The 25,295-nt window shown below is 48.9% G+C and carries 28 protein-coding genes, 12 tRNA genes and 1 other RNA gene; 12 read left to right on the top strand and 29 right to left on the bottom strand.

The genetic code is table 11. The features are described 5' to 3' along the window. Positions 1-8 precede the first annotated feature (8 nt). The 5 genes from motA (at position 9) to corA (ending at position 4,340) form a co-directional block, all read left to right on the top strand. Complete coding sequence (gene motA / locus AC3CIC_RS05750) at positions 9-866, top strand: flagellar motor stator protein MotA (protein WP_016959265.1); 858 nt, start codon at positions 9-11, stop codon at positions 864-866. Beyond that, positions 866-1,858, top strand: a complete 993-nt coding sequence (locus AC3CIC_RS05745) for a flagellar motor protein MotB (RefSeq protein WP_488515579.1) — start codon at positions 866-868, stop codon at positions 1,856-1,858. The genes motA and AC3CIC_RS05745 overlap by 1 nt, the downstream gene beginning before the upstream one ends. Before the next feature lie 140 nt (positions 1,859-1,998). Next, complete coding sequence (locus tag AC3CIC_RS05740; RefSeq protein ID WP_016959267.1) at positions 1,999-2,283, top strand: hypothetical protein; 285 nt, start codon at positions 1,999-2,001, stop codon at positions 2,281-2,283. Positions 2,284-2,412: 129 nt separating this feature from the next. Then, positions 2,413-3,168, top strand: coding sequence for a transporter substrate-binding domain-containing protein (locus AC3CIC_RS05735; protein ID WP_394211801.1), 756 nt, complete (start codon positions 2,413-2,415; stop codon positions 3,166-3,168). A gap of 215 nt (positions 3,169-3,383) precedes the next feature. Next, positions 3,384-4,340, top strand: a complete 957-nt coding sequence (corA, locus tag AC3CIC_RS05730; protein ID WP_016959269.1) for a magnesium/cobalt transporter CorA — start codon at positions 3,384-3,386, stop codon at positions 4,338-4,340. 6 nt (positions 4,341-4,346) lie between these two features. On the opposite strand, the gene AC3CIC_RS05725 is transcribed toward corA, so the two are convergent. From AC3CIC_RS05725 to flgB, 12 genes are all read right to left on the bottom strand, one after another. Continuing rightward, positions 4,347-5,387 carry a flagellin gene (locus AC3CIC_RS05725; protein WP_488515578.1) on the bottom strand — a complete coding sequence of 347 codons (1,041 nt, stop codon included), beginning with the start codon at positions 5,385-5,387 and terminating at the stop codon, positions 4,347-4,349. A gap of 17 nt (positions 5,388-5,404) precedes the next feature. Beyond that, positions 5,405-6,301 carry a flagellar hook-associated protein FlgL gene (flgL, locus tag AC3CIC_RS05720; RefSeq protein ID WP_488515577.1) on the bottom strand — a complete coding sequence of 299 codons (897 nt, stop codon included), beginning with the start codon at positions 6,299-6,301 and terminating at the stop codon, positions 5,405-5,407. A gap of 23 nt (positions 6,302-6,324) precedes the next feature. Continuing rightward, a complete protein-coding gene (gene flgK, locus AC3CIC_RS05715) occupies positions 6,325-7,698 on the bottom strand; it encodes a flagellar hook-associated protein FlgK (RefSeq protein WP_488515576.1) in 1,374 nt (457 codons plus the stop codon). Beyond that, complete coding sequence (locus AC3CIC_RS05710) at positions 7,699-8,346, bottom strand: rod-binding protein (protein WP_488515575.1); 648 nt, start codon at positions 8,344-8,346, stop codon at positions 7,699-7,701. A gap of 10 nt (positions 8,347-8,356) precedes the next feature. Further along, positions 8,357-9,526, bottom strand: a complete 1,170-nt coding sequence (locus AC3CIC_RS05705; protein WP_016959274.1) for a flagellar basal body P-ring protein FlgI — start codon at positions 9,524-9,526, stop codon at positions 8,357-8,359. After that, positions 9,526-10,197 (bottom strand): flagellar basal body L-ring protein FlgH, encoded by a 672-nt coding sequence (flgH, locus tag AC3CIC_RS05700; protein ID WP_017004951.1) that lies wholly within the window; start codon positions 10,195-10,197, stop codon positions 9,526-9,528. Before flgH ends, AC3CIC_RS05705 begins: the two co-directional genes overlap by 1 nt. A gap of 120 nt (positions 10,198-10,317) precedes the next feature. Beyond that, a complete protein-coding gene (gene flgG / locus AC3CIC_RS05695; protein ID WP_016959276.1) occupies positions 10,318-11,103 on the bottom strand; it encodes a flagellar basal-body rod protein FlgG in 786 nt (261 codons plus the stop codon). A 26-nt stretch (positions 11,104-11,129) separates the two neighbouring features. Next, positions 11,130-11,864: a flagellar basal-body rod protein FlgF gene (gene flgF, locus AC3CIC_RS05690; protein WP_488515574.1), complete on the bottom strand. Its 735-nt coding sequence runs from the start codon at positions 11,862-11,864 to the stop codon at positions 11,130-11,132. An 11-nt stretch (positions 11,865-11,875) separates the two neighbouring features. Beyond that, the gene (locus AC3CIC_RS05685) at positions 11,876-13,159 is read right to left on the bottom strand and encodes a flagellar hook protein FlgE (RefSeq protein ID WP_488515573.1); all 1,284 of its coding nucleotides are present in this window, start codon (positions 13,157-13,159) and stop codon (positions 11,876-11,878) included. A gap of 38 nt (positions 13,160-13,197) precedes the next feature. Beyond that, entirely contained in the window at positions 13,198-13,878 is a 681-nt protein-coding gene (gene flgD / locus AC3CIC_RS05680) for a flagellar hook assembly protein FlgD (RefSeq protein WP_016959279.1), read from the bottom strand. Then, a complete protein-coding gene (gene flgC, locus AC3CIC_RS05675) occupies positions 13,879-14,313 on the bottom strand; it encodes a flagellar basal body rod protein FlgC (RefSeq protein WP_016959280.1) in 435 nt (144 codons plus the stop codon). Positions 14,314-14,315: 2 nt separating this feature from the next. Next, positions 14,316-14,678, bottom strand: a complete 363-nt coding sequence (flgB, locus tag AC3CIC_RS05670) for a flagellar basal body rod protein FlgB (protein WP_016959281.1) — start codon at positions 14,676-14,678, stop codon at positions 14,316-14,318. 147 nt (positions 14,679-14,825) lie between these two features. Between flgB and flgA the strand changes: the two genes are divergently transcribed. The 6 genes from flgA (at position 14,826) to AC3CIC_RS05640 (ending at position 18,715) form a co-directional block, all read left to right on the top strand. Beyond that, the gene (flgA, locus tag AC3CIC_RS05665) at positions 14,826-15,578 is read left to right on the top strand and encodes a flagellar basal body P-ring formation chaperone FlgA (RefSeq protein ID WP_488515872.1); all 753 of its coding nucleotides are present in this window, start codon (positions 14,826-14,828) and stop codon (positions 15,576-15,578) included. A gap of 122 nt (positions 15,579-15,700) precedes the next feature. After that, positions 15,701-16,231, top strand: coding sequence for a YbhB/YbcL family Raf kinase inhibitor-like protein (locus AC3CIC_RS05660; protein ID WP_017004957.1), 531 nt, complete (start codon positions 15,701-15,703; stop codon positions 16,229-16,231). 25 nt (positions 16,232-16,256) lie between these two features. Continuing rightward, a complete protein-coding gene (locus AC3CIC_RS05655) occupies positions 16,257-17,045 on the top strand; it encodes a helix-turn-helix transcriptional regulator (RefSeq protein ID WP_488515572.1) in 789 nt (262 codons plus the stop codon). A 216-nt stretch (positions 17,046-17,261) separates the two neighbouring features. Next, complete coding sequence (gene flgM, locus AC3CIC_RS05650; protein WP_016959285.1) at positions 17,262-17,543, top strand: flagellar biosynthesis anti-sigma factor FlgM; 282 nt, start codon at positions 17,262-17,264, stop codon at positions 17,541-17,543. A gap of 24 nt (positions 17,544-17,567) precedes the next feature. Next, complete coding sequence (locus tag AC3CIC_RS05645) at positions 17,568-18,011, top strand: flagellar protein FlgN (protein WP_488515571.1); 444 nt, start codon at positions 17,568-17,570, stop codon at positions 18,009-18,011. Then, positions 18,008-18,715 (top strand): lytic transglycosylase domain-containing protein, encoded by a 708-nt coding sequence (locus AC3CIC_RS05640; protein ID WP_488515570.1) that lies wholly within the window; start codon positions 18,008-18,010, stop codon positions 18,713-18,715. The genes AC3CIC_RS05645 and AC3CIC_RS05640 overlap by 4 nt, the downstream gene beginning before the upstream one ends. A 282-nt stretch (positions 18,716-18,997) precedes the next feature. On the opposite strand, the gene AC3CIC_RS05635 is transcribed toward AC3CIC_RS05640, so the two are convergent. Both AC3CIC_RS05635 and AC3CIC_RS05630 read right to left on the bottom strand, forming a co-directional pair. Beyond that, a non-coding RNA gene (locus tag AC3CIC_RS05635) (RtT sRNA) lies at positions 18,998-19,144 on the bottom strand. Between the two features lie 44 nt (positions 19,145-19,188). Further along, positions 19,189-19,279 (bottom strand) — tRNA-Ser (locus AC3CIC_RS05630). Positions 19,280-19,636: 357 nt separating this feature from the next. Between AC3CIC_RS05630 and AC3CIC_RS05625 the strand changes: the two genes are divergently transcribed. Then, the gene (locus AC3CIC_RS05625) at positions 19,637-19,993 is read left to right on the top strand and encodes a HopJ type III effector protein (protein WP_488515569.1); all 357 of its coding nucleotides are present in this window, start codon (positions 19,637-19,639) and stop codon (positions 19,991-19,993) included. 114 nt (positions 19,994-20,107) lie between these two features. On the opposite strand, the gene AC3CIC_RS05620 is transcribed toward AC3CIC_RS05625, so the two are convergent. From AC3CIC_RS05620 to AC3CIC_RS05550, 15 genes are all read right to left on the bottom strand, one after another. Then, positions 20,108-21,040 (bottom strand): DHH family phosphoesterase, encoded by a 933-nt coding sequence (locus AC3CIC_RS05620; protein ID WP_488515568.1) that lies wholly within the window; start codon positions 21,038-21,040, stop codon positions 20,108-20,110. Positions 21,041-21,209: 169 nt separating this feature from the next. Further along, the gene (locus AC3CIC_RS05615; RefSeq protein ID WP_016958881.1) at positions 21,210-22,178 is read right to left on the bottom strand and encodes an arginine deiminase-related protein; all 969 of its coding nucleotides are present in this window, start codon (positions 22,176-22,178) and stop codon (positions 21,210-21,212) included. Between the two features lie 192 nt (positions 22,179-22,370). Next, a complete protein-coding gene (locus AC3CIC_RS05610; RefSeq protein ID WP_016958882.1) occupies positions 22,371-22,865 on the bottom strand; it encodes an Lrp/AsnC family transcriptional regulator in 495 nt (164 codons plus the stop codon). Between the two features lie 241 nt (positions 22,866-23,106). Then, positions 23,107-23,183, bottom strand: a tRNA-Met gene (locus AC3CIC_RS05605). Between the two features lie 81 nt (positions 23,184-23,264). Next, positions 23,265-23,340 (bottom strand) — tRNA-Gly (locus AC3CIC_RS05600). Positions 23,341-23,373: 33 nt separating this feature from the next. Beyond that, positions 23,374-23,450, bottom strand: a tRNA-Met gene (locus AC3CIC_RS05595). An 81-nt stretch (positions 23,451-23,531) separates the two neighbouring features. Continuing rightward, positions 23,532-23,607, bottom strand: a tRNA-Gly gene (locus AC3CIC_RS05590). A gap of 33 nt (positions 23,608-23,640) precedes the next feature. Continuing rightward, a tRNA-Met gene (locus AC3CIC_RS05585) sits at positions 23,641-23,717 on the bottom strand. Positions 23,718-23,798: 81 nt separating this feature from the next. Continuing rightward, positions 23,799-23,874, bottom strand: a tRNA-Gly gene (locus tag AC3CIC_RS05580). 33 nt (positions 23,875-23,907) lie between these two features. Next, positions 23,908-23,984, bottom strand: a tRNA-Met gene (locus AC3CIC_RS05575). Between the two features lie 81 nt (positions 23,985-24,065). Continuing rightward, positions 24,066-24,141, bottom strand: a tRNA-Gly gene (locus AC3CIC_RS05570). A 33-nt stretch (positions 24,142-24,174) separates the two neighbouring features. Next, positions 24,175-24,251: transfer RNA gene (locus AC3CIC_RS05565), tRNA-Met, on the bottom strand. Positions 24,252-24,330: 79 nt separating this feature from the next. Continuing rightward, positions 24,331-24,406: transfer RNA gene (locus AC3CIC_RS05560), tRNA-Gly, on the bottom strand. Between the two features lie 4 nt (positions 24,407-24,410). Beyond that, a tRNA-Cys gene (locus AC3CIC_RS05555) sits at positions 24,411-24,484 on the bottom strand. 172 nt (positions 24,485-24,656) lie between these two features. Next, the gene (locus AC3CIC_RS05550; protein ID WP_488515567.1) at positions 24,657-25,253 is read right to left on the bottom strand and encodes an alpha-ketoglutarate-dependent dioxygenase AlkB family protein; all 597 of its coding nucleotides are present in this window, start codon (positions 25,251-25,253) and stop codon (positions 24,657-24,659) included. Positions 25,254-25,295: the final 42 nt, after the last annotated feature.

Below are 25,295 nucleotides of genomic sequence, written 5' to 3'. Positions count from 1 at the left end.
AGTCTCAGATGCAAAAATTACTCGGCGCCATCATTATTTTGGTGGGTGTATTTGGCGGCTACATGATGGCAGGTGGCAAGCTTGGCGCAATATGGCAGCCCGCGGAATTTCTGATCATCATCGGTGCAGCAGTCGGTTCCTTGATCGTCGGTAACCCACCTCAAGTGCTCAAAGAAATGCGCTTGCAGTTCATGCGCGTCCTGCGTCGTCCGCGTCACGAAAAAGAACACTACATGGAGCTGATGGCACTATTGCAGATGCTTCTCGAAACCGTGCGCAGCGGCGGCTTTAAATCCCTCGACAAACACATTGAAAACCCTGCCGAAAGCACACTTTTTGCGCGTTACCCACTGGTTGCGAAAGATTATCGCCTTGTTTCCTTCATTACTGACAATTTGCGTTTAATGGCAATGGGTCAAATGTCGCCTCATGAATTAGAGGGATTACTCGAACAAGAAATCGATGCCATTGAAACCGATTTGCTTTTGCCTTCGCGTTCATTGCAACGCACAGCAGAAGCCTTGCCCGGATTCGGTATTTTGGCGGCAGTTGGCGGCATCATCATTACCATGAGTGCCATTGACGGTTCCATCGCCATGATTGGCTATCACGTTGCGGCTGCCCTCGTCGGAACATTTTTGGGGATCTTCGGTTGTTATTGCTTCTTAGATCCCGCCAGTAACGCCATGGCTCAGCGCGTAAAACGCGAGATGACCGCTTATGAATGTGTACGTGCCACCTTGGTGGCTTACGTCGCTAAAAAGCCAACACTGCTCGCGATTGACGCCGGCCGCAAACATATTCAGCTAGACATCAAACCCACCTTTAACCAAATGGAGAAGTGGCTGGCTGAACAGGAGGGATAATGCAAAGACAAGAACACGTGGTATTCAAGCGAGCAAAAAATAAATCGCATGAAGAATCCCATGGCGGTGCATGGAAGGTGGCGTTTGCTGACTTCATGATTGCACTGATGGCACTGTTCCTCGTGCTCTGGGTTATGCAGGTGGCAGATAAAGAAGAGCGCAAAGCCATTATGGCGAATCTGCATTCCGCCAGCGTGTTCGACAAAAGCTTTGGTAATCCCTTCGATTCTTCACAAAGCCTTTCCCCAATTGATTTGGCATCAGATTCTTCGGTGCCAAGTCAACACAACGCCAACCAGACCGTGAGTTCTTTCTTTCAAGGCGACGGCGATGGCCCTGAAACGGATTCCTTGATCCGCGGCACGTTCGACACTCAAGAACGCTTGTTGGCGCTGGCCCAGGTGGTTGAAGAAATGGCGCGTCAGGTGAAAGCATCAGGCAATGTGAATGTGACCGTCACACCACAAGGGCTAAGGATTGTGTTGCAAGATGATTTCAGACAACACATGTTCAGCCGAGGCGGAGCGGATCTCACACCGTTTTTTGAAGATCTTTTGCTGGCTCTATCCCCGGTTTTTGACCGCGTTGAAAACCCACTGATCATCAGCGGTCATACGGACGCGACTCGTTTTCGCAGTGGTTTTGGAACCACGTCTAACTGGGAACTCTCCGCCAACCGCGCAAATCAGGCACGCAAAACTTTGGTGGCAGGCGGAATGCCCGACACTCGCGTGTGGCAAGTAACAGGCATGTCAGATCGCGCCTTACTTAATCATGACGATCCTGAATCGTCTGAAAATAGGCGTATTGAGCTTTTCATCCTCACCACGCCTGCGGCTGAAGTGTTGGAAACCTTGTTCGGTAGCCAAACAGGTAACGAGTTGGAGCAAGCGCGTGAGAAAGCCAGATTTAACCAACCGGTTATCCGCCATGACATGATCAACTACTCGGTTGATGATGAAAACGAAGACACGTCGCTCCGCGATTTGTAACCGTTTAATGTCGGGAGACGAGTCTGGTCTTTTCTGTTTATCTAGACCACGTCCCGACATTTTTTTTCTACCTTGATTGCCGATATTTACCCATACGTTAATTCGATCATTTTCCGCTTTACTGCATTGATGAGCCCACTATGCATACTCACGCTGACGCGCCACACAAAGACCCTCTGAAAAAAGCCTTACTTTGGCTGGTTGTGCTTGATTACGTGCTGTTGACGCTGTTTTTGTTTCTGCTACCCAATTTAACGCTCAATGGTGGTACCTTGATCAGTACGCTTTTGATGCTCTACAACTTGTTGCTTTCGGTGCTTTGCTTTCAACGAACCTCACATCAAGATGGCTACATCATCTACCCCACCTTGTCGGCGACTTTGCTGGCATTTGTCTGCTTTTTGTATTTCTTCTTTCTCATCTAAACACGCTGTTTTCAGCTCTATTTCGTTCACCACCATCGCTATTTTGTTCGTTATCTCAATAGTTTGACCTATCCCAATCCGCATTGCTGTTACGCTCAAAGTCACATCAATCACTGCAAGGGAAACGCGATGAAGAAAATGTTACTTGTTGCCACCATGGCGCTGTCTGCGTTCGCGCAAGCAGATCAGTTGGAAGACATTGAGAAAGCGGGTGTCATTCGCGTCGGAACCACGGGCGACTATAAGCCTTTTTCGTTCTTTGATGGCACCAACTATTCCGGGTATGACATCGATGTGGCACAACATGTCGCTGATCAGTTAGGGGTAAAACTCGAAATCGTTCCCACCACGTGGAAAGGGCTGGTCAGTCATCTACAAGAAGATAAATACGATATTGCGATGGGCGGCATCACGCGCCGAATGTCTCGCCAACTGTCGGCAGAACAAACGCAGGGATACATGATATTCGGCAAGTGCTTCCTCGTTGCAAAAGGGAACGTCGATAAATTCGATACCTTGGAAGAGGTGAATAAGCCTTCAGTGCGCGTCGGCGTGAACATTGGCGGAACCAACGAAAAATTCGCCGAGAAGCATCTACCCAACGCGACGTTTGCTAAGTTCGAGAACAACCTCGATGTACCAAAAGCCGTTGCTGGCGGTGATATTGATGTGATGGTGACAGAAACGCCTGAAGGTATTTTCTATGAAGTGACGGATGATCGCCTAGAGGCTTCTCGCTGCGATGAACCTTTCACTCGCAGCCAGTTTGGCTACCTCATTCCTGAAGGCGAGCAACGCTTGCTCAACACTGTCAATTTCATCATGGATGAGATGGTGCTCAAGGGTGTGCAAAACGAACTAATGCAGAAAAACAACCTGAAATAGACACAACAGCGGCGCTCGTGTTGCTGCGAATTGGCATGCGACACAGCGTCTGTGCTTGTTTGGGTGTTTTCTTTCTAGTGTGACGCGCTGACAACAATCACCTGTCTATCTTGAAACTCTCGACGTTATAAACACACACTGAAGTACGCATTCTTTTTCTGCGGCCGCACATTTAGTTCGGTGTTGCCGTTTTTCGGAACAGTTAAGGGGTCGATATGCTGCGCTTCTTCACCATCGAATCAGGGGTGATCATTGAGATTCACGCCTATGACTATGAAGACATCAACCACCTTATCGCCAAAGCGTCATGGATTGATGCACACGACCCTTCCGATCACGAACGTGACGTGGTCAGTTCGCTATTGAAGATTGAATTGCCTGAATCTGATGATGTGGAAGAAATTGAGTCCTCAGCTCGCTTTTTCGTCGACAGACGCGGCCTACATGTTCACTCATTGTTTTTGGCGAAAAGTGAAGGCAAGTACAACACAGTTTCTGTCGCCAGCATTTTGCAAAGCCAACGCTTGATCACGATTCGTGATGGAGACATTGCAGACTTCCGCCTACTGCGACTCCGCGCACGTCGTGGTCAGGTTCACTGCAAAGACATCGAAACCCTGTTGCTGACTATCTTGGAACAGAAAGTTGAAAACCACGCTGACATGCTGGAGGACCTTCATCGCGAGTTGGAGAAAATCAGTCACGCCGTACTGGAAGACGATGATTCAGATCTGGAAGAATGCATTAGCAAATTGGCCAGACAGGAAGACAGTAACGGTAAGGTACGCTTGTGCTTAATGGACACCCAGCGTGCTATTTCTTTTTTACTGCGTCATTTACAGTCTCGTGGTGAACATCGTGAAGATTTGAATGAAATCGTGCGAGACATCGACGCCCTGCTCTCTCACACCACCTTTTTGTTCGACAAGATCAACTTCTTGATGGACTCGACGCAAGGCTTTATCAACATTGAACAAAACCAGATCATCAAGATCTTCTCAATCGCCGCCGTCGTCTTCCTCCCCCCTACAGTAATCGCAAGTATCTACGGCATGAACTTCGAAAACATGCCCTTACTCTCCTGGCACTACGGCTATCCCTTCGCGCTCGGGTTGATGGTTGCGTCAGGTTTCGCGCCACTGTTTTATTTCAAGAAGAAGGGTTGGTTGTAATGCTCGTTATTTCAACAACGCCACCACACTATGTCGTTTCACGTTAGCTTGGGCATTCAGTGCTTCAAAAGTTTTGGTAAATTGACCTGACGATGCGTGAAGCTGGGCGAGTTTTTGGTTCACATCGTCGATTTTTATCGCGGGTTCTTGTTGGCGTAGGGCGTTCATTTGGGTGGAGAGTTCGTTGTGAAAGGTGCGCGCGTCTTCTAGGCCCGCGTGGACCTGTCGAATGTGCTGATTCACACGCGCGATGGTCTTTTTGATGCCGTCACGTCCACTTAAATCAAAGCTCAGTTCTGCGATGCCTTCTGGGTCAGGTTTCAATGTAAGCGTATTCGGTTGCCCCGCCGGAAAACGATAGCCCTGCCCTGTCACCATGACTTTTTGTTGCATCTGGCTGTAGGCCGATTCTTGCGCTTCAAACAAGATGGTTCCGTCGTTGGCCAGTGACGCTCGCATGCCCATTGGGATCAGGCTGCGATCCAATATTTTGATGGTTTTGTTGCCGTCTGACACCCCATCAAATGGGATCATCACAGATTGACCTTGCGGAAAATCGAGACGAATTTGTTCTGCGCGCTCGCTGAGGCGGTTCACATTCAGCCCTGGGATTGAAAAGCGGCGAATGTCCGCGCTATCAAGCTTCACGCGCAGTTCATTGTCCACCACGCGTTTGCCGTCAAAACGGGCTTGCTGGAGCGTATTTTCGATACTCTTTTTGCTTTGCGCGAGCGTGTCTTTCAGGGTTGGTGTATTTTGCACGCCGTGTGTCATGGCCTGTGTCAGACCGCTTTTCATCTTGCTGAGTTCTTTGCCCACCTGTTGCAACGATTTAGATGCAATCTGCACCGACGTGGCATGCTGTTGGCCTTGCGCCAAGCGCATTGTAGAAACGGAATAGGCTGACGTAGTGTCAGCCTTGGTGTTTGGATATTGCTGGGGTTGAATACTGCCTTGGTCTGGCGAGCGTGACGGGGTGATGGATGCCTGCTCATGGCCGGTTAGCCGTATACCATGAGGTCTCACCTCTACCGTACTCATTGCCATAAATCGTTTTCCTAGCGTTAGATGCGATCAAACAAGTTGAGATCGTTGATCTTCACATAGCTTGCTTGTGTGGCTTGAAGTGCTGCCATGTAGTTACTCAGGCGTACCGAGGCTTCGCCGTAATCCAGCGCAGAAATGTCACTGTTCACCTTATCAACGAAGAGCTTATTTTCGCCGTGAGTGCGGTCCATCAAATCAAGGTTATTCAGACGACCACCTATCTCGGTCATTGCGCCTAAGACGTTACCAGACGTTGCATCAATGGTGCTGATGGTCGCTTCAACCTGATTTCTGAAATCTGCGGTTGGGTTTTTGAACTCTTCAATCAGGGAATCGATTTGATTTAATACATTGGTGCCGCCCACATCCATGATGTCTTTGGCGGTCATGTTTGATTCCATGATGACACCTTTGGCGACCGTGACGACGCGTTTGTCGCTGTTACCTTCCACCACATAATCGCCCGTGGCAGTGGAAATGGCGGCTGTATCCGTCTGTGTGCCCGAGAACAGGTAGTGGCCTTCCTCGTCCTGTGCGTTGAACGACGATGCCACAGAATCACGTAGGCTCTCCAATTCGGTGATCATGCCTGCGCGATCTTCGTCAGTCAGCGTACCATTCGCGCCCCAAAGCACCAGGTCACGCATGCTTTTCATGCTTTCATTCACCGAATCCAAATACACTTCCTGACTGGAAAGCGTGGTTTTCACGTTGGCAATATTGGTCTGATACTGAGAAATCGCCGCACCTTCACGTTCAAGGTTCAGCAGTTTGATCGAGGCCATTGGATCGTCGGACAATTTGGTAAGGCGGTCTGACGTTGCCATTTGTTGAAGTACAGTGCCTAGCCCTGCATTGTTCATTTGCAGGCTCTGAAGCATCATTTGACTGAATTGGGTATCACTGACTCTCATACTCTTCTCCTAAACCTAAACCGTTAGAACAACTGCAAGACTGAATTGAACAGCTCGTTGGCGGTGCTGATCACTTTCATGTTGGCGTTATGGGCATTGGCGAACGTCATCACGTTGCCCGCTTCTTCATCGCTACTGACTGCGCTGAGGTTGTTGCGTTGCGCCAGTGCTTGCTGGTTCATGTCTAATTTGGCTTCATAATCCGAATGCGCCTGACGTGCTTTTATCGCGGTTTCACCCACCATGGCGGTGAATGCATCGTTCAAGGACACATTGCCAAATCCCGTCACATCAACAGGCTTATTGCTGATTTCAATCAAACGCTTCAACACATCACTGTTACCCGGCGTGCCGTCGCTAGACAGCGCCAATTCACTCGAGGTGATATCGGTGATCGTGAGACTCGCGGCAGGATTAGACGGGTCGTAACTAAATAGCGGTGTCCCTGCATCGCCATTTAAATCCGTGCCAGTTGCTAGCACAGTATTGAATTCATCAGCCAATGCGCGCGCCATGTCGTTGATGGCAACTTGATTGGGTTTAAGTACCTCGGTTTGGTAATCATTGAGTGCGCCGAGCTGGCCACCTACTGAGCCACTGATAGCAAAGCTCTGCTTACCAAATTCAACCTGCAAACTGGCCATGTAGCTGTCATTCGGATCGGGGATCGCTTTTAGCTGACCCGCCTCACCTCCCATCACCAAAGGTTGGCCTGATGCTAATGTCACTTGAACCGTGCCATCTCCTTGTTCGGTGGTTTTCACTTCCATGACGGTAGAAAGCTCACCAATCAGCAGATCTCGGGTATCCAGTAACTGCGCGGAATTACCGCCCGCACCTTTCATTTCCATGATTTGCTGATTAACCGCAGCAATATTACCGAGCAAGCTGTTGGCATGCGAAACCGCGGCGGTGCGCTGGTCACTCATGTCTTTGTGTTGATTATGCTGGGCATCGTTGAGTGCATTGAAGCGTCGAGATAAGGCTTCAGCTTCGTTGATGATTTGCTGACGCAAGGGCTGAGATTCTGGTTTGGTGGTAGCGTCATTCAGTGCCGCGAACATCGAATCCAAGCCCGTCGACAGACTAAAGCCATCTGCACCTAACGTGTTCTCCAGATGCCCCATGCTCGTGGTGTAACCTGCTGCATAAGACGCGGAGCTGTTGGTTGACCAAAGCTGTTTGACCAAAAATCCGTCTGTGACACGGCGAATGCTGGTGACTTCCACGCCCATGCCCGCACTTAGCGAATCTTGTTTAGCACCGCCGATTGATGCGGTCAGTGCTTGCTGACGGCTATATCCCGGTGTGTTGATGTTAGCCACGTTTTGCGCCGTCACTTCCAACGCCACTCGGTTGGCATTCAGACCCGTCATCGCGATATTAATGAGGTTCATCTACAGCTCCATTTTTCTTATTAGCGGCTGTGAAAACGCGGTGGTTGTGCCCACGTCGTTGCGCTGTTGGTTAACTGAGGCGACGTTTACATCAGCATTGTTAAGGCTGTTACAGCGATTAAAATTGGGCGCAATGTGAGCTTGTGATCTTGCTTCCGCCCTGATGACACAAAACTCGTCGTTGGCGGCCAAATTGTGTGTTTCTTTCATGCCGTCGCTATTAATGCCGCTCTTTGATAACGCTATCACGTTGGCATCTGCCTTCGTCTTAGCAGCTCGTTGTTCAACACTGCCTTGCAACGAAACACCATTGGCTTGCATGGCAGCAGGGCCAAGCTGTTTGACTAACATGTCCGCGATACCGGCACTTTGTTTTCTCGACATTTCAATCGCGAGCTGACCGTCGTACATATCGCGAAACACGCCGTATTGCTGGCTCGAAAATGGGCTGTCTTCGTCTGCCAATACATCGCTACTGCTGCGCATCTGGCGTAACACCAGTTGCAAGAACATAGCTTCAAACTGCCCTGCCACTTCTTTTAGTGCCCCTTGCTGATCGGCACTGTGTTTGATTTTCGCCAAGGCACTGTTGTCGTGATAAAGCATTGCGCTCATTCGTGTCTGATCGTGCAACCCTTCTACTTTCATTATCGGCTCCTTAAATCACGACCAGTTCAGCACTGAGCGCACCCGCTTCGTGCAATGCTTGCAGAATGGACATCAGATCAGTCGGGGTCGCGCCGAGACTGTTCACAGCACCCACGATGGTATTGAGATCCGTGCCTGGCGGCCAAATCACCATTTGCGCCTGATCTTCATTGATATCAATTTCAGAGTTATCCACCGTGACCGTTTCGCCATCGGCAAAAGCATTGGGCTGGCTTACCTGTTGGGTTTCTGAAATGGTCACCGTCAGGTTGCCGTGACTCACCGCCGCTTCGCCAACTTTCACGTTTTGACCGATCACCACTGTGCCCGTGCGAGAGTTGAATACCACGCGTGCGGGCTTGCGACCTTGTGCCACGCTCATTTCCTCTAGCATGGACAGCATGATCACGCGCTGCTGCGTGTCTTTGGGCGCACGCATTTCCACGCGTGCATTGTTGATGGCCATCGCCACATCTGGACCAAACGTGGTGTTGATTTCTCGAGCGATATTTTTAGCCGTGGTGAAGCTTGCTTTGCGCAGGTTCAACGTCACTTTTTCACGTTCGTTAAAATCAGACGGTATTTCACGTTCCATGGTGGCGCCGTTTGGAATACGGCCAGTGGTTGGGGTATTAACCGTGGTTTTCGAACCGCTGCGCCCTTCTGCTGTCACGCCTCCCACCACCACGTTGCCTTGTGCCACGGCGTACACCTCGCCATCAACGCCACGCAATGGCGTGAGAAGCAAGGTGCCACCACGAAGGCTTTTGGCATCGCCAATTGAGGAGACGACAATGTTGATCGCCTGACCTGAGCCTACATTTGGGTCGACGACGGCAGTGACACTCACTGAGGCCACATTGCGCAGTTTCGGATCGGTATTGGCATCAATTTGCACACCAAACTGGCGCAGCATGTTAGTAATGGATTGAGACGTGAATTTGACCTGGTTACGGTCACCCTGCCCGTCTAAGCCCACCACTAAGCCATAACCAACCAATTGGTTTTGACGAATGCCCTGAATATCGACCAAATCCATGATCGGGGTTTTGATTTCCGTTTTTCCGCCTTCTGTATTGCCGTTTTGAGCAAACTTAACATCTTGAGCAAAGGTCATTGCCGAGATGCCCAGAGACAAAAACAGTAGCAGAGACGAAAATATCGTATTGCGTTGATTCATTAGAACGGCACCCATGGCGAGTTGAAGAATTGCGTCATCCAGCCAGAAGCATTGCTATCAGCCAATGCACCACGTCCCGCATAGGTAATGCGAGCATCACCGATTCGCAGGGAGGAAATCTGATTGCTGCGGTTGATATCATCCACACGAACAATGCCCGTCAGGCGAATAAACTCGTCGCCTTGATTTAAGCGCAGCCACTTTTCGCCATTAATGCGAAGTACACCGTTGGGCATGACCTCATGCACCGTCACCGTGATCGCTCCTTGCAATTTATTGCCTTGAGAACTCGATGCACTGCCATCAAAGTTTCGGTCTGCATCAATATTCACCGCCGCACCATCGAGAGTATTAGAGCCAAAGATAGGCGCAGCAAAACCCACACCCGCGCTTTTTCCGAAGCTGGTGTCGGCTTTTTTGCGCGACTCGGTTTCTTCCGACAGCAAGACAGTCAAGATGTCGCCGACGCGATAAGCGCGGCGATCCTGAAACAGCGTCATGCTGTATTGATGACGATAAAGGCTGCCGTCTTTCGCTTCGGGTAACGAGTAATCCAATACTGGCGGGGCGTACTCTTCCGCATCCGGTTTTGGTGGCGTGAATTCCTGACGGCCTGCACAACCTGTCAGCAATATCATCACCAGCAACCCACTCATAGAAAGCCATTTCATTGCGCTATCCTTCATCATCACCACTCTTTCTGTTTCACCGTTCGCGCGCTTTTCTTTTATTGACGCGATTGCTAATGCGCTTGTTAACGTAATAGCTAGTGAGATTGCTGTCCTAACTGACTAAATCGACTGCGCAACAAACTTGAGCATGTCGTCTGCGGCCGACACCACTTTGGCGTTCATCTCATATGCACGTTGCGTCGTGATCATGTCGACCATCTCTTCCACCACTTGCACGTTTGAACCTTCCAGTGCGCCTTGCTTGATGCTGCCCGCGCCGTCTTCACCCGCGATCAGTTCTTCCGCTAAACCACTGGCTTCGGTTTCACGAAACAAGTTGCCGCCGACTGCTTCTAGACCGGCTGGGTTAATGAATTTGGCCAACGTGATTTGACCGATATTTTGTGGCGCAGGATCGCCCGCGGTGGTGACTGACACGTTGCCATCGACACCGACGGATACAGAGACCGCGTTATCTGGGATCTGTACTTGTGGTTCTAATGGCAAACCCTGACTGTTCACCATCAAACCTTCAGAATTAACGTGAAACTGGCCGTTTCGGGAATACGTGATCTGGCCGTCTGAGTTTTCAATCTGGAAAAACCCTTGACCCATCACAGCCAAATCCAGTTCCTGACTGGTGTTTTGTGTGTTGCCTTGAGTGAAGACTTTTTGCGTCCCCACCACGCGCACACCGCTGCCCAACTGCACACCTGTCGGCAGTTGGTTAATGTCGTCCACTTGCGCGCCGGGCTGACGTTGAATGCTGTAGAACAGATCTTCAAACACCACGCGATCACGCTTAAAGCCGACCGTATTGACGTTTGCCAAGTTGTTAGAAATGGCAGTCATCTTGGTGTCCTGCGCCGCCATCCCCGTTTTACTTACCCATAATGATGAGTGCATTGCTTTCTCTCCTATCGCGGCGTGAGTTAACGCGCCGCCATCAATTTGTTGCCAGCCTGCGCCAATGTTTCTGCGGTTTTCATCATGCGTATTTGCATCTCGAAGTTACGCGTCAGCGACATAACCCCAACCAGTTCATCAATGGCAGACACGTTACTGCCTTCGATGTGTTCAGATGCCACTTGCACCCTTGGGTCAACATCAAACGGCGCACCATCAATGCTGTGCAACAAGCTGTCGCTTTCTTTTTGAATCTGTCTGATATCAGGGTTGACCAGTTTCAGTGCGCCCACTTGAATCTCCGCACCGCCACCCGGCGGCACGACTGAGACCAAACCGCGCTCACTGATCTGAACTTTCTGATAATCCGGCAATACCAATGCGCCGCCCCCCGCATCCAGCACCGGACAACCGTTAACGCTCAATGCGCCAAAGTTATCGACCTTAATGTTGCCCGCGCGGGTATAGGCTTCGTTACCTGCTGGCGTTTGCACCGCCATAAAGCCATCACCCATGATCGCCACGTCGAGCGAACGTCCGGTTTTGGTTACATCTCCAGAATCAAAGCGCGTCATGGCGGAGTTAGTGACCGCCAAGGTGCGACCATCAAATCCCGCGCCTTTTACTTCGACACTTTGCATACGCTCCATGTCAGCGCGAAAGCCTGCGGTATCGGCATTCGACAAGTTGTTAGAGCGAACCTGCTGCGCTTTCAACACACGGCTTGCGCCTGAGGTTGCGGTAAATAGCAAACTATCCATGCTGCGCTCCGTTAAATCGCGTTAAACAGCGCTTGGGTCAGTTTGTCGTTGGTCGAAATCGTTTTCGCGTTCGCCTGATAATTGCGCTGAGCGGTCATCAAGCTCACCAATTCTGTCGTCAGATCGACGTTCGAGCCTTCAAGTGCACCCGGTGTTAACCCGCCCAAGGTGCCTGAGCCCGGAACGCCGATGATCGGAGCGCCTGAGCCATAGCTTTGCGTCCACGCTGTACCGCTCACCGTTGCCAAACCTTGTGGGTTAGCAAAATCTGCTAACACAACCTGACCTTGAAGCTGCGACTGACCATTGGTGTAAGTCGCGTAGATCATGCCGTTGTCTTCCACACGCACGCCCGCCAATTCACCGGAGGTGTAACCGTTCGGATTGTTGGTGCTGACACCGAACGCCGCACCAAACTGAGTGCTACCAGCAAGGCTAATATCAATGCTGACCGGATTCGCGCCCGCCGCAGGGAATGCAACGTTAAACGTGCCCGTTGGTGAAGCCAGCGTGCCGTCTTCATTAAAATCTACCGCGACGGTTTGAACTGGGGCGGTGCTGCCATCGACTTGTACGTTGACCTGCCACTGGTTATCGGCGGTTTTAGTGAAGTACTGGGTGACGGTGTGGGCGTTACCCAGCGAATCGTAGGCCTTGGAGGTGTAAGAAGAGTGAAAACTGTTTGGGTTGCTGGGGTCAAACGCAACAGCAGTATCATCGTAATCCGGATTAGGTTTCATCTCCCCCGGGTTATCAGGATCCGGAATTTCTTTTTCCAGGGATATGTGCCCTTTCGACACCACGTTGATGTCCTTTGCACTGGCATCAAAGTTAGCCACGAAATCGAGTTTATTTGTGGCTTGGGCAGCCAGAGATGATGTCGAAATTTGCACATCCCCTACCGATCCCGAAAGCAAATTTCCGGCGCCATCGACACTGTAGCCTTGAAGCTTGGCACCTGCATTGGACACGACATAGTTATCTTTGTCCGTGCCAAATACGCCTGAGCGGGTATATAAATTCTGGCCTGCGCTGTCTTTGGTGACAAAGAAACCCGAGCCGTTGATCGCCAAATCCATGGCGCGACCCGTACCTGTCACTGAGCCGTTCTTATCAAAGTTTTGCGAGATTGACGCCACTTCCACACCGCCCGGTTGCATGCCGTTGTACACCGCAGAAAACTCAGTACGCGCCCCTTTGAATCCATACGTTGAAGCGTTGGCAATGTTATGGCTGATGGTGTTCAGTTCTGCGTTGGTCGCGTCCAGACCACTCAATGCAATATTAAAACTCATGGTTATCCTCTTATCCTTGTTTGATGGTCATGGCTTGGTTATGCGCCAAACTGCGTGATTTGATAGAAAGGAACACTGCCGACACCGGTAATGTTGACCAGTGCTGCGCCGCCAGTGCTTGGAATGCGAACTTGTTCAACTTGCCCGGCCAACAAGACGTTAGGGCTAGCTTGTCCGTCTTGAACGTTGACTGATACGGTGTATTCACCCGCTTTCAATCCGAGCTTTTCTGGGTCGATAGAGAAATCAACATCGCCAGCTTGGTGCGCACCCAACGGCACTTCTGTTTTCTGTCCGTAGGCATCTTTTACCACCAAGGTGACTTGATTGGATGCGTGGGCAAGCTCCACTTTTCCGTTCTGAATGCCCTCACCAAGCTCAAACTCATTGCCTGATACATACACGGTTTGACCAACCAAGCCCGCGGTTGAAAGCACCTGCATGTTGTCGAGCAGCACCATGCTGTTTTGCATGGTTCCCGACATATTTTCCATGCTTTGTACTTGTGAGAACTGTGCAAGCTGACTGACATATTCGGTGCCATCAAGCGGGTTAAGCGGATCCTGATTCTGGATTTGCGCCACCATCAAGGTGATGAATTCGTTTTCCAACGAGCTGGCGCTATTTGTATCAAGAGGGTTACTAGATACAGTGGCATCTTCGCTTCTCGCGGTGATTGGTGCGTCCGCAGACATGGCGGTGTAGTGTGCAATACTCATTTAGCTACCTTGTCCCAATTTCAGCAGACCCTGCTGCATGCTTTTCACATTCGCCATCACTTCGACGTTCGTTTCGAAGCTACGCGTCGCAGACATCATGTCGGCCATTTCTGACACCACATCAATACCTGGGTAGTAGACATAACCTTCATCGTTTGCGAGCGGACTGTTCGGCTCGAAGCGTTTTTCAGCCTGATTTTGCGCTTGCACCACATCGACAATGCGCACTTCCGCATTCGGATACATGTTTTCGCCCGCGACCAATTGGGTGTTGCTGTACACCGTCGCGAAAACCGGCTTAAGCGCTTTGTAAGCATCATCCGGATTGGCCGACACTGAATCGGCGTTAGCGAGGTTGCTGGCCACGGTATTCAAGCGCACGGTTTGCGCATTCATCGCCGAGCCTGCAATGGTGTAAATATCGGTAAATGACATGGTTAGCGTCCTTCAATCACTTTTGCCAAGCCGGAAAACTTCATGTTCAGAAAGGTCAGGCTGGTTTGAAAATCCATGTTGTTTTGAGTGAATTTGGCTTGCTCTACCCCAAGCTCGACAGTGTTTCCGTCTTTGCTGTTCTGATAAGGGATCGCGTACTGAGCGCCAATTTTCATGCTTGGGATTTGTTTAGTGACACTTCCCGACGACATTTGACTCATCACAGTGGTAAAGCTCAGGTCTTTTGCGAGGTATCCCGGCGTATCAACATTCGCTAGGTTACTCGCAAGGACTTTGGTACGCTGAACGCGAAAATTCAGCGCGTCCGGGTGCACACCCAAGGCTTGTTCAAACGTGATTGCCATGCCTCTCTCCTTAAATTCATTTCGAATACCCACAGGTAGTTACAAGATGCATGCCAGAAATATAATTATTGAAAATCAATGAGATATAAAAACAAAGGGAAAGCCAACTTCCGCCTATCGGAAGTATTACTTAGCAAAGGGAAGTCCATGGTTCCTGTCGTTCGTTCTGTGTTTTTTTCCCTGTTCGTTTTGAGCGCACTAGGCGTTTCAACAGCGTTTGCAAAGGAGAAGTCGCAGTCAGAAATCATGTTGTCAGAAGCCACGATCACAGACGTAGTGGGTCGTTCTTATCAAGACGAAGTGGCACACATCGCTCAGTCTCGTCACTGGCCTGATTACACCCTGACATTTGATATTCGCGTGCCGCGTGCCGTCAGCCACCTGCCGCCATGTCAGTCTTCGCTTGTGATTGAAGGTCGCGACCATCAATCACTGCCGATTGGTCATCTCAAACGTTCCGTGCGTTGCGAAGATCTCAACAACCCGTGGAGAATGAACGTGTCGATCAAAGGCGCGATCACCCTGCCAGTAGTGGTCACCCTAACGGCCCTTCAGCGGGGCGACACGGTGATTGCAAAAGCGTTGAAATTGGAAGCTCGAACACTGACCCGAGACGATGCCTTTTTCACATCCATAGCCGATGCCACGGATCATCAAACTCAACGCCGTGTTCGCGCGGGTTATGTCTTAAACCCCGCTAAATTAAGCGCGATTCCATTAGTGAAAAAAGGCAATGAAGTCGTGGTAATTGCCAGCAAAAATGGCTTTACCGCCAGCACCAAAGGGGTGGCGCTAGAAAATGGGAAGAAGGGCCAGCAAATTGATGTGCAAAATCTGTCATCAGAGAAAGTAGTTCGTGCACTGGTGACAGGTTTAAATCAGGTTCATACACAGTTTTAATTGAATTTTTCACCAAAAAGCTCATTTCATGTGCCATTTGGTTTCACATTGAGCCATTCTGTAGCGAATGCTCAAGCGGTGGTTGATATTCTCGTTCTCACAGATTGCAAAGGAGAGCCACCATGAAAACCATATTTTTAGTCCCATTCATCGCCGCCGTGTCTTTTGGTAGCCAAGCACTGACGTTAACCAGCCAAGATATTCAAGAAGGGACTCGCATGGCTGAGACCTTCGCCTTTCAAGGCTTTGGTTGCACAGGTGATAACCTGTCACCACAACTGAGCTGGAAGGATGCACCGAAAGGGACAAAAAGCTTTGCCATTACTGCCTATGATCCCGACGCCCCGACAGGCAGCGGATGGTGGCACTGGGTCGCGTTAGATATTCCATCATCGCAACAAAGCGTTGAACGCGGCATATCGGGCAAACTGAAAGACGCCCGAGAAATGGGCAACGATTATGGCGCAATTGGCTTTGGCGGTGCTTGCCCACCAAAAGGTCATGGCATGCACCGTTATCAGTTTACCATTTGGGCATTACCAACTGAAAAGCTTGAACTGCCAGATAACCCGTCCAACGCCCTGATTGGCTACATGCTAAATGCATCGGCACTGGACAAAGCGACACTCACTGCAACCTATGTGAGCGAATAAGTAAAAGCAAAAACGGAGGGTACGGATGACGAAGACTTTGGTGCAGGCAGGGCAGTTTCGCGGTGTGACTTCGCAGCCGCTTCGCAATGTGTTGATTTACGCACCAACTATTATCTGGGTGAACCGAGGCTACAAAAAGCTTTGGTGGCAAGATGATCCTCGTCATTACACGCAAGAAGACTGGCTGGTTGTGCCCGCCAGTCATTATCTTACGTTTGTGAATGAACCGTCACAGACAACATTTTATTCCCGTACCCTCACCTTCCTAGAACCACCGCCCTCTGAATGGCTAGAAGATTTATCGAGCAGCGCAGCTTCAGCATCAAACGCTGTCAATAGCGAACCGCGCGTCAGCGTGACGCCACAACTCGCTTACTGTTTCGACACACTCTACGAGATGGCAGAGAAAAACTTGGCTGCTGACACGCAGCGTCAGTTCCTTCACGGGTTTTATGCTGAACTAAAAGCCGCGGGGTCTCTGCATCTTTTGTTTCCAAGCAAAGAAGGGGCGTTGAAAGAACAACTCGCGAGTTATCTCAGCCTCAATCCCGGCGATGCGCACAGCATCGATACGGTTGCCACGCACTTTTCCATGAGCCCAGCGACACTGAAACGTAAGCTTGCCTCTGAAGAGACCTCTTTTAGGCAAGTGCTCACTAACATCAGAATGGTATATGCCCTTTCTTTGATGCAAAAATCACGTACTCAGCTCAATATCGCACTCGCTTGTGGCTACCAATCTGAAGTCCGTTTCGCCAGTCGTTTCAAGGATGTGTTTGGAGTAACGCCAAAGCAATATGTGCAAACGCTGTAACGTTTTCGACCACTTTCGATTGGCGACAAATTCATCAAATTAACGAAAAAATTGGACTGAGCTTGGCAAATCTCGGTTAAAAAGCTCGAAATCACCAGTGACCCGAGTAACTCTCTCCAACAAACCATCACTTTTCATCAAAAATGCGTTTCGTATTTAATCCTGTCATCAAGATGGTCGCATTTATCCTATAAGTGATGAACAAGGACATTAAACATGAAAATCGATAAAGTTGCGGGCGGCCACATTCAGCAAAGCTCACTGAATCAAACGGCCACCAAATCGGCTGAAACGCCTGTTCGCTCATCAGTTGTTGAAACACAACTCAACACCAATACGGCGGCAATCAATAAAGCCCAGCAAGAATTGGCCTCTATGCCGAATATTGACATGGCAAAGGTAGAACAAATTCGTACTGCCCTTCAGCGTGGCGAATTGAGTTTAGACATGCAGGCGCTATCACAGGCCGTCATGCAGTTTCACACAGGCCACGAATAACACACCTTATTTGAGGGGACGGACATGGCATCGACTGCCACCCAACATATTCAACGATTTCTGCGTACCATTAGCAGTGACATAAAACAATACAACCAATTACTGCCTTTGATCATCGCGCAACGTGGCCTTTATTTACAGTTTGATGCGCCAGCGCTTCAAACCAACATTCGCAAACAGTTACCCATCATTGAGCAGGTAAAGTGCACTGCCATTGAGCGCTCGCAGTGCCTGGCAAATATTGGCGTAACGGCAGACGATGCAGGTACAAAAAAATTGCTGAACGCTCTTCCGCCCAGCATTGCTCCGCAAGCAAGAAAGCAGTGGATGATACTGAAAGACTTGATCACGCAATGTCAGCAATACAATGCGGAAAACGGCCAGACTTCCGCCAGTTTCCATGAAATGTTGAACCAGTTAAATCAATCGGAAAACCACACCTATCACGAGCAGATTAGTCAACCGTGATACGCTCCACGCTGACGTACGCTACAGCACGCATAACCCTTATCTTTGCGTGTTCTTTGGTTGTTTCTCTTCCACTTAGCGCCGCTCCAACGCAAAGCCAAATAGAACAAGAATTCCGCGTTCTCGCCCCTTATAAAACGCAAATTCTCAGCCAGTTTGATTCATATTCTCCATTGGTGAACCACATTCTCGGTGAACTCCGTTCCCAAGGTTTACCTAGCGCGTTTGTTCTCATCCCAATGCTGGAATCCTCATACAACCCTTCCGCCGTTTCCTCAGCGAGTGCAAGTGGCCTGTGGCAGTTAATGCCTGCCACCGCAAAGCGATTTGGATTAACGGTTGAAAGCGACAAAGACGAGCGATTTGACGCCTATGCCAGTACCGATGCGGCCATCAAATATCTGAAATTTTTGCATCACAAGTTTGATGGTGATTTAGCCCTCACACTCGCCGCGTATAACGCAGGAGAAGGACGGATTTCCCGGGCAATAAAGCGCGCTGGAACAAACGTATTTTCATCGCTCAAATTACCTAAAGAAACCACTCAGTACGTGAGCCGATTTTATGGGTTGAATGAACTGGTGAATGTGAAAGCACTTGATAACGAACATTTCGAACCAATGCTGTTGTTCGCGGGCGAAGCACGTTTGGCTAAAAGGCCGCTGATTGATTTTGCGGCTCTGCCACCGCTGGTGTCGCTATAGCGTGTAGAGAGAGGCTGGAAGGAGAATGCCGAAGTGGAGATACGAAAAAGCCCGCTCACTGAGCGGGCTTAAACTAATTTGGCGGAGAAATAGGGATTTACTCGGTCGCTGCGCTCCCTTGCCCTTCGGGCCGTCGCCTTTCCGACTTCGTCGAGGCAACGTTGTCTCGCTTCGCTCGGCTGAAGACTAGGCGTCCCCCCCTCCTAGGATTCTGCATCCCTATTTATAAATGCTTATTCCAGATACGAAAAAGCCCGCTCACTGAGCGGGCTTAATCTAATTTGGCGGAGAAATAGGGATTTACTCGGTCGCTGCGCTCCCTTGCCCTTCGGGCCGTCGCCTTTCCGACTTCGTCGAGGCAACGTTGTCTCGCTTCGCTCGGCTGAACCCAAGCCTAGGATTCTGCATCCCTATTTATAAATGCTTATTCCAGATACGAAAAAGCCCGCTCACTGAGCGGGCTTAATCTAATTTGGCGGAGAAATAGGGATTTGAACCCTAGGAGGGCTATAAACCCTCGCCGGTTTTCAAGACCGGTGCTTTAAACCACTCAGCCATCTCTCCGTTGTTGCCGCGAATATTAACGACCTCCTCGGCACCTGTAAACATTTTTTTGGATTACTTTGCTTGTTCGTTGTTTTTAAAAGCACTTTGATGATTATCTCAGCAAAAACGCTTCTCATGTACCATTCAGAAGTAATATTTCACTTCTTTTTTTTATCACTCTGATTGACTCAGAACTTACGAAACCACAGTAATATCGGTGACAGCCCTTCCCTTTCTCGCCTCATCCTGATAGAAGTAATAATAATGGACACGCCACGTACAGTTTTTCGCGCAAATGACCCAATATCACAGTGAAAATATGGCTTTAATTATGCGTATCCGAACCCGTGACGCTTAATGATAATTAGGATAGAAATGCAACTTAACAACTTTTTGCTAAAACTCACCAACACACCTGAGCTTATCGAATTTGAAGATACCATGGCGGTGATTGATGGCTTGTACGACTTTTCCCCGAGCCAATTCGTCAATGGGAACTTAACCAACAAAGCTGGGCAGAACTCTGGGTCGTGTAAGATTCTCGCTTTTGGGAAGTTACATGGGCTTGATGAACGGTCAGTGGTTGCTTGTTTCGGTCGCTACTATAGAGAGGATGTTCTCGGTCACCCTGGTGGCAGTGATCACCAGAATATTCGGAATTTTGTGGTGAGCGGATGGAAGGGCGTTTCTTTTGATCGGTTACCATTAACGCCAAAATTTTCGAGCCTGTAACAGATTCTGTGGCATAGTCTTTCAGCGACTTAATCACTTTTGCGTTGCTTCAATGAATAACGACACAGGCTCTTTCAGTACGAGGCTGTGTCGTCAAACTCTCAAGCTTGAGTATTACCCATCTTGATTGATTCTTACAATAAGCTCATCTTGCACCCGCGCTGCATTTTCATTAGGCACTTGGCAAGTCCCCGCATTCTCATGTCCGCCACCATTATAGCTCAGCATTAATTCGCCGATGTTCGTTGTCGACGTACGATCAAATATTGATTTTCCACAGGCAAACACAGTGTTTTGCTTTTTCAGCCCCCAAAGCACATGGACTGAGATGTTGCATTGTGGGAACACTGCGTATATTTCGAATCGATTACCTGCCCAAATCGGATCTTCATGGCGAAGGTCAAGAATGACAAGATTGCCACATACCGACGCGCAGCGTCGAAGTTGTTCCTGAAACTTTTCTCTATGACTAAAGTATACGTCGACACGCTCTTTAACGTCTGGAAGCTCCATGATCTCTGCGATAGACTTATCTCGGCAATGTTCGATCAAATCCATCATCAGCTCGTAATTCGATATCCGAAACTCTCGAAAACGTCCCAACCCCGTGCGTGCATCCATAATGAAGTTTAGGAGACCCCACGCTTTTGGGTACAACACTTCATCTTTTGTGTATTGGGCAGAATCACCTTTATCCACCTCTTCCATCATCTCGTCCCATTCATTTGGGAAGGTGTTTTCACCGCCAAAATGCTTCCACACAACACGTGCTGCAGATGGTGCATCAGCGTCAATGATGTAATTGGCATTGAGATCCTGATTGCGAATTAACTCTGATGCATGGTGGTCGATGCAAAGATGTGCATTGGCGTTATAGGGTAGATTTGTGGTGATGTCATATTCATTAATTTCAACCACGCCATCTTGCATATCTTTTGGGTGCACAAACTTTATCTCATCAATCAGATCAATGTGTTTGAGAAGTACCGCACACACTAACCCGTCGAAATCACTTCGGGTGATAAGACGGTATCGTCTTTCGGACATAACATTGCTCCTGTAAAGAGATTGGGCAAACCCCTTTTCACTAAATCGTATTTGTTCTTTGTTTAACACTCTCTTAAGAATAAGACGAATACCCAATTGTGCAACTTGTGAGGAGGATGTTATTCACGCAGATGATTGGAGGAAAAGAAAAAAAGCCGCATCGCGGCTTCTATTGAGGAAGGAAATTCTCGGCGAGCATGCACCTAACGCTGCCTCCTCCGATGGTTTCGATGGTGGACACGTCTATTGGCACCAGTTTTCCGTGCTTACGCAGTACTCGCTTTTGTTCCAACGTAAACGCGTTATAGGCAGACAGTGACATCGCGATCAATCGTTCACCTTTATCGCTTTGCAGCTGAAGTATGTTACCGCAAAAATGTCCCATTTGTTCTTCAGTAATCGAGACCACATCTTTGGTCTTTTGCAGCGAGCCAAGCACTCGGCGACGTTCAAACTCTTCAATGATTTCATCACAGATCACTGCAAAACCTTCACCTACCGCCATCATCACATTTGTGTGATAAACAGGCGCACCAGATGACATTTGGGTATCAAAGAAAATAACATCGCGAAAACCTGCTCTATCGGCATACTCTTGAAGCAGTTTACGGTCGCAGCGAACTGAAAGGGCTGCGTAAACCGTGCCGTTGGTATGATCCATGATCATCACGCCAGTACTCTCTAAAAATGCATCAGGCGAACTCAGACTGCCAATTTCGAGTACCACTGGCGCATTAAAACCGGAAGTAACAAGTGCTTCCGTCAGCGTTTCTGGGCGGATTTCTCTACGGCGATTTTCACAAGCCATCGGAAATAAGTACAAATCTCCATTTGGCAGGGTTGAAAACCAGTTATTCGGAAAAACGGCATCGGGTGTTTCACCTTCGCTTGGCGAATAGTTCATCACAGTAACGTTAACGCCATGACCTCTCAGCAGCTCAACCATTTGATTGAATTCCTGCAAAGCTTTTCCACGCACCTGAACATCCGACAATGCCAATGATTTTTGGAATTCATTATCAGCACTGGTTTCAGTATTAAATTTAAAATCAACGGGTGGCACCATCACAACGGCATTGGTTGTATGTACCGCTTGGTTTTGAGAGTGGATCGTATCTCTCAGAATGGGTGCGATCATAAGAACACCTCAACATTTTATTAACATTATTGTTATGAGGTTCATTTTAGTCAGGGAATCGTGGGGAAGTTACCTAAATGAGACGATAATTCTCGTCTCTGCTGGGGGTATTACCTCTAAAAAAGTCGATATACCGAAATAATAACCATGAGGCACAGACATTGCCCGTTACTTTGTCTTAACGTTTCGAGTTCAAGACAAAGAAATCAACTCAGGGTTAATCCCTGCACTTCGCTTGTACTCGGCAATAACAATTTCACTTCGCGTTTGAATCACACCAGGGAGCTGGATGATTCGAGTAGACATAAATTGCTGATAGGCTTTGATATTCTTAACACGCACTTTGACCATGGCATCAAAGTCACCAGACAAGGAATAACACTCTTCGATCTCTGGAATTAACAATGCCGATTTAGCGAACTTATCAAAGATAGACAGGTTGGTCTGGTCCAAACGCATATGAATAAACACAACAACATCTAAGCCAAGCTTTTCTGCGGAAATATCCGCATGATAGCCGGAGATATAGCCCTCTCTTTCAAGCCGTTTGACGCGTTCGGAACACGGTGTAGTTGTAAGGTTTACACGCTTCGCGAGTTCCACAACAGGCAAGCGACCGTTTGTCTGAAGAATACGGAGGATTTCGATGTCGGTGCGGTCTAACGAGACCACATTAGAAACTGCCATGCTACAACGTCCTTGTGCGAGAAATTACCTATCTGTGCTCTAACTATTAGGCGTTTTCACTGCAGCATAACGCTTTTACAACAATTGACAAAGTATTGCTGAAATCTAGTAGATACAAAAAAGCCCAGTCAAATGACTGGGCTTTCGAATTTGGTTGCGAGAACTGGGTTTGAACGGGCAAACCCTTTGCAACGGCCTGAGGGTTATGACAAAAACTTGCTATAACCACCGAGCTTAAATTTGGTTGCGGGAGCTGGATTTGAACCAACGACCTTCGGGTTATGAGCCCGACGAGCTACCAGACTGCTCCATCCCGCGTCCGATTAATCGTTCAAAGTACGATGTCAACTTGCCATGTCTAACATGGCTTCACTTTCGATAATATCGACAATGAAAATTTGGAGCGACACATCGGGTTCGAACCGATGACCTCAACCTTGGCAAGGTTGCGCTCTACCAGCTGAGCTAGTGTCGCAATATCAACCGTTTTTCAACGATTAATAAAATGTGGTTGCGGGAGCTGGATTTGAACCAACGACCTTCGGGTTATGAGCCCGACGAGCTACCAGACTGCTCCATCCCGCGTCCGATTAATCGTTCAAAGTACGATGTCAACTTGCCATGTCTAACATGGCTTCACTTTCGATAATATCGATAATGAAAATTTGGAGCGACACATCGGGTTCGAACCGATGACCTCAACCTTGGCAAGGTTGCGCTCTACCAGCTGAGCTAGTGTCGCAATATCAACCGTTTTTCAACGACTAATAAAATGTGGTTGCGGGAGCTGGATTTGAACCAACGACCTTCGGGTTATGAGCCCGACGAGCTACCAGACTGCTCCATCCCGCGTCCGATTAATCGTTCAAAGTACGATGTCAACTTGCCATGTCTAACATGGCTTCACTTTCGATAATATCGACAATGAAAATTTGGAGCGACACATCGGGTTCGAACCGATGACCTCAACCTTGGCAAGGTTGCGCTCTACCAGCTGAGCTAGTGTCGCAATATCAACCGTTTTTCAACGACTAATAAAATGTGGTTGCGGGAGCTGGATTTGAACCAACGACCTTCGGGTTATGAGCCCGACGAGCTACCAGACTGCTCCATCCCGCGTCCGATTAATCGTTCAAAGTACGATGTCAACTTGCCATATCTAATATGGCTTCACTTTCGATAATATCGACAATGAAAATTTGGAGCGACACATCGGGTTCGAACCGATGACCTCAACCTTGGCAAGGTTGCGCTCTACCAGCTGAGCTAGTGTCGCAATATCAACCGTTTTTCAACGACTAATAAAATGTGGTTGCGGGAGCTGGATTTGAACCAACGACCTTCGGGTTATGAGCCCGACGAGCTACCAGACTGCTCCATCCCGCGTCCGATTAACCGTTCAAAGTACGGCGTAGACTTACTCTTCTTCAGAGTATTATCTTCCGACGTATCAGAAGACAAAATTTGGAGCGACACATCGGGTTCGAACCGATGACCTCAACCTTGGCAAGGTTGCGCTCTACCAGCTGAGCTAGTGTCGCAATATGGAGGCGCGTCCCGGAGTCGAACCGAGGTACACGGATTTGCAATCCGCTGCATAGCCACTCTGCCAACGCGCCTTTGTCCATTCGCATCTGGAAATTTCTTCCTGCTGCGGTATGGGTGGGCATTCTACGGATTCACGTGATCTAGTCAACACTATTTGATAAAAAAAAGTTCGTTCGCTCAAAATCACGGCAAAGACGACATAAATCAACCATTTCGAGCCTTTATTAGGCTGAATTTGGCCGACTAAATAATATTGCGGAAGGTGAGATTAACTCTGGGGCCTTTCATTTTCGCGGTTTTCGGGAGCGTATGCTGCCAATAACTCTGAGTTTTACCTGCCATTATGAGTAAGGAGCCTGATCCTAATTCAAACTCTCGCTTTTCTCCGGTATGAATATGCTTCAACACAAAACGGCGAGCCTCTCCGAACGTGAGTGAAGCAATACTTGGTTCAACCCCTAATTCAGGTTCATTGTCCTGATGCCATCCCATATAGTCTTGACCATCGCGATAGAGATTTGCCAATACCGAATTAAACACGGTGCCAGAAACGCGCTCACATCTGGATTTTAGTTGTTCGATAAGAGGGGGAAATCGAGCTGGGGAAAGCGCAAGGCCGGAATAGGTATAACCGCAGTCACCAAACCACGCCTGTAAACGCGGTTGTAGCACTTCACGCCCATACATTTTGATTGGGAGTTGTTGCCACGGCAATGTTGAAAGTAACGCATCAAAGAGTGTACTTGCTTCTGATTCATCCACGAAATCAGGCTGCCAGTAAAGTTTGCCATCAGGCAATGAAATCCAACCCGTCTGTTCAAAAAGATCGTTCTGATGCATTTCGCTCAACACTCGCCCTGCAGTTCATCAATACTGTAGCGA

It is taken from the genome of Enterovibrio sp. QJM3NY_24 (assembly GCF_057786035.1).
The sequence above is the reverse complement of the archived record's forward strand: the minus strand, read 5'-3'. Positions and strand labels throughout refer to the sequence as shown.

Coding starts and splice junctions, on each gene's coding strand:
- motA (WP_016959265.1), top strand. CDS start 9: ATGCAAAAATTACTCGGCGCCATCATTATTTTGGTGGGTGTATTTGGC.
- AC3CIC_RS05745 (WP_488515579.1), top strand. CDS start 866: ATGCAAAGACAAGAACACGTGGTATTCAAGCGAGCAAAAAATAAATCG.
- AC3CIC_RS05740 (WP_016959267.1), top strand. CDS start 1,999: ATGCATACTCACGCTGACGCGCCACACAAAGACCCTCTGAAAAAAGCC.
- AC3CIC_RS05735 (WP_394211801.1), top strand. CDS start 2,413: ATGAAGAAAATGTTACTTGTTGCCACCATGGCGCTGTCTGCGTTCGCG.
- corA (WP_016959269.1), top strand. CDS start 3,384: ATGCTGCGCTTCTTCACCATCGAATCAGGGGTGATCATTGAGATTCAC.
- AC3CIC_RS05725 (WP_488515578.1), bottom strand. CDS start 5,387: ATGGCAATGAGTACGGTAGAGGTGAGACCTCATGGTATACGGCTAACC.
- flgL (WP_488515577.1), bottom strand. CDS start 6,301: ATGAGAGTCAGTGATACCCAATTCAGTCAAATGATGCTTCAGAGCCTG.
- flgK (WP_488515576.1), bottom strand. CDS start 7,698: ATGAACCTCATTAATATCGCGATGACGGGTCTGAATGCCAACCGAGTG.
- AC3CIC_RS05710 (WP_488515575.1), bottom strand. CDS start 8,346: ATGAAAGTAGAAGGGTTGCACGATCAGACACGAATGAGCGCAATGCTT.
- AC3CIC_RS05705 (WP_016959274.1), bottom strand. CDS start 9,526: ATGAATCAACGCAATACGATATTTTCGTCTCTGCTACTGTTTTTGTCT.
- flgH (WP_017004951.1), bottom strand. CDS start 10,197: ATGAAATGGCTTTCTATGAGTGGGTTGCTGGTGATGATATTGCTGACA.
- flgG (WP_016959276.1), bottom strand. CDS start 11,103: ATGCACTCATCATTATGGGTAAGTAAAACGGGGATGGCGGCGCAGGAC.
- flgF (WP_488515574.1), bottom strand. CDS start 11,864: ATGGATAGTTTGCTATTTACCGCAACCTCAGGCGCAAGCCGTGTGTTG.
- AC3CIC_RS05685 (WP_488515573.1), bottom strand. CDS start 13,159: ATGAGTTTTAATATTGCATTGAGTGGTCTGGACGCGACCAACGCAGAA.
- flgD (WP_016959279.1), bottom strand. CDS start 13,878: ATGAGTATTGCACACTACACCGCCATGTCTGCGGACGCACCAATCACC.
- flgC (WP_016959280.1), bottom strand. CDS start 14,313: ATGTCATTTACCGATATTTACACCATTGCAGGCTCGGCGATGAATGCG.
- flgB (WP_016959281.1), bottom strand. CDS start 14,678: ATGGCAATCACGTTTGAACAAGCCTTGGGTGTGCACCCGGACGCGCTG.
- flgA (WP_488515872.1), top strand. CDS start 14,826: ATGGTTCCTGTCGTTCGTTCTGTGTTTTTTTCCCTGTTCGTTTTGAGC.
- AC3CIC_RS05660 (WP_017004957.1), top strand. CDS start 15,701: ATGAAAACCATATTTTTAGTCCCATTCATCGCCGCCGTGTCTTTTGGT.
- AC3CIC_RS05655 (WP_488515572.1), top strand. CDS start 16,257: ATGACGAAGACTTTGGTGCAGGCAGGGCAGTTTCGCGGTGTGACTTCG.
- flgM (WP_016959285.1), top strand. CDS start 17,262: ATGAAAATCGATAAAGTTGCGGGCGGCCACATTCAGCAAAGCTCACTG.
- AC3CIC_RS05645 (WP_488515571.1), top strand. CDS start 17,568: ATGGCATCGACTGCCACCCAACATATTCAACGATTTCTGCGTACCATT.
- AC3CIC_RS05625 (WP_488515569.1), top strand. CDS start 19,637: ATGCAACTTAACAACTTTTTGCTAAAACTCACCAACACACCTGAGCTT.
- AC3CIC_RS05620 (WP_488515568.1), bottom strand. CDS start 21,040: ATGTCCGAAAGACGATACCGTCTTATCACCCGAAGTGATTTCGACGGG.
- AC3CIC_RS05615 (WP_016958881.1), bottom strand. CDS start 22,178: ATGATCGCACCCATTCTGAGAGATACGATCCACTCTCAAAACCAAGCG.
- AC3CIC_RS05610 (WP_016958882.1), bottom strand. CDS start 22,865: ATGGCAGTTTCTAATGTGGTCTCGTTAGACCGCACCGACATCGAAATC.
- AC3CIC_RS05550 (WP_488515567.1), bottom strand. CDS start 25,253: ATGCATCAGAACGATCTTTTTGAACAGACGGGTTGGATTTCATTGCCT.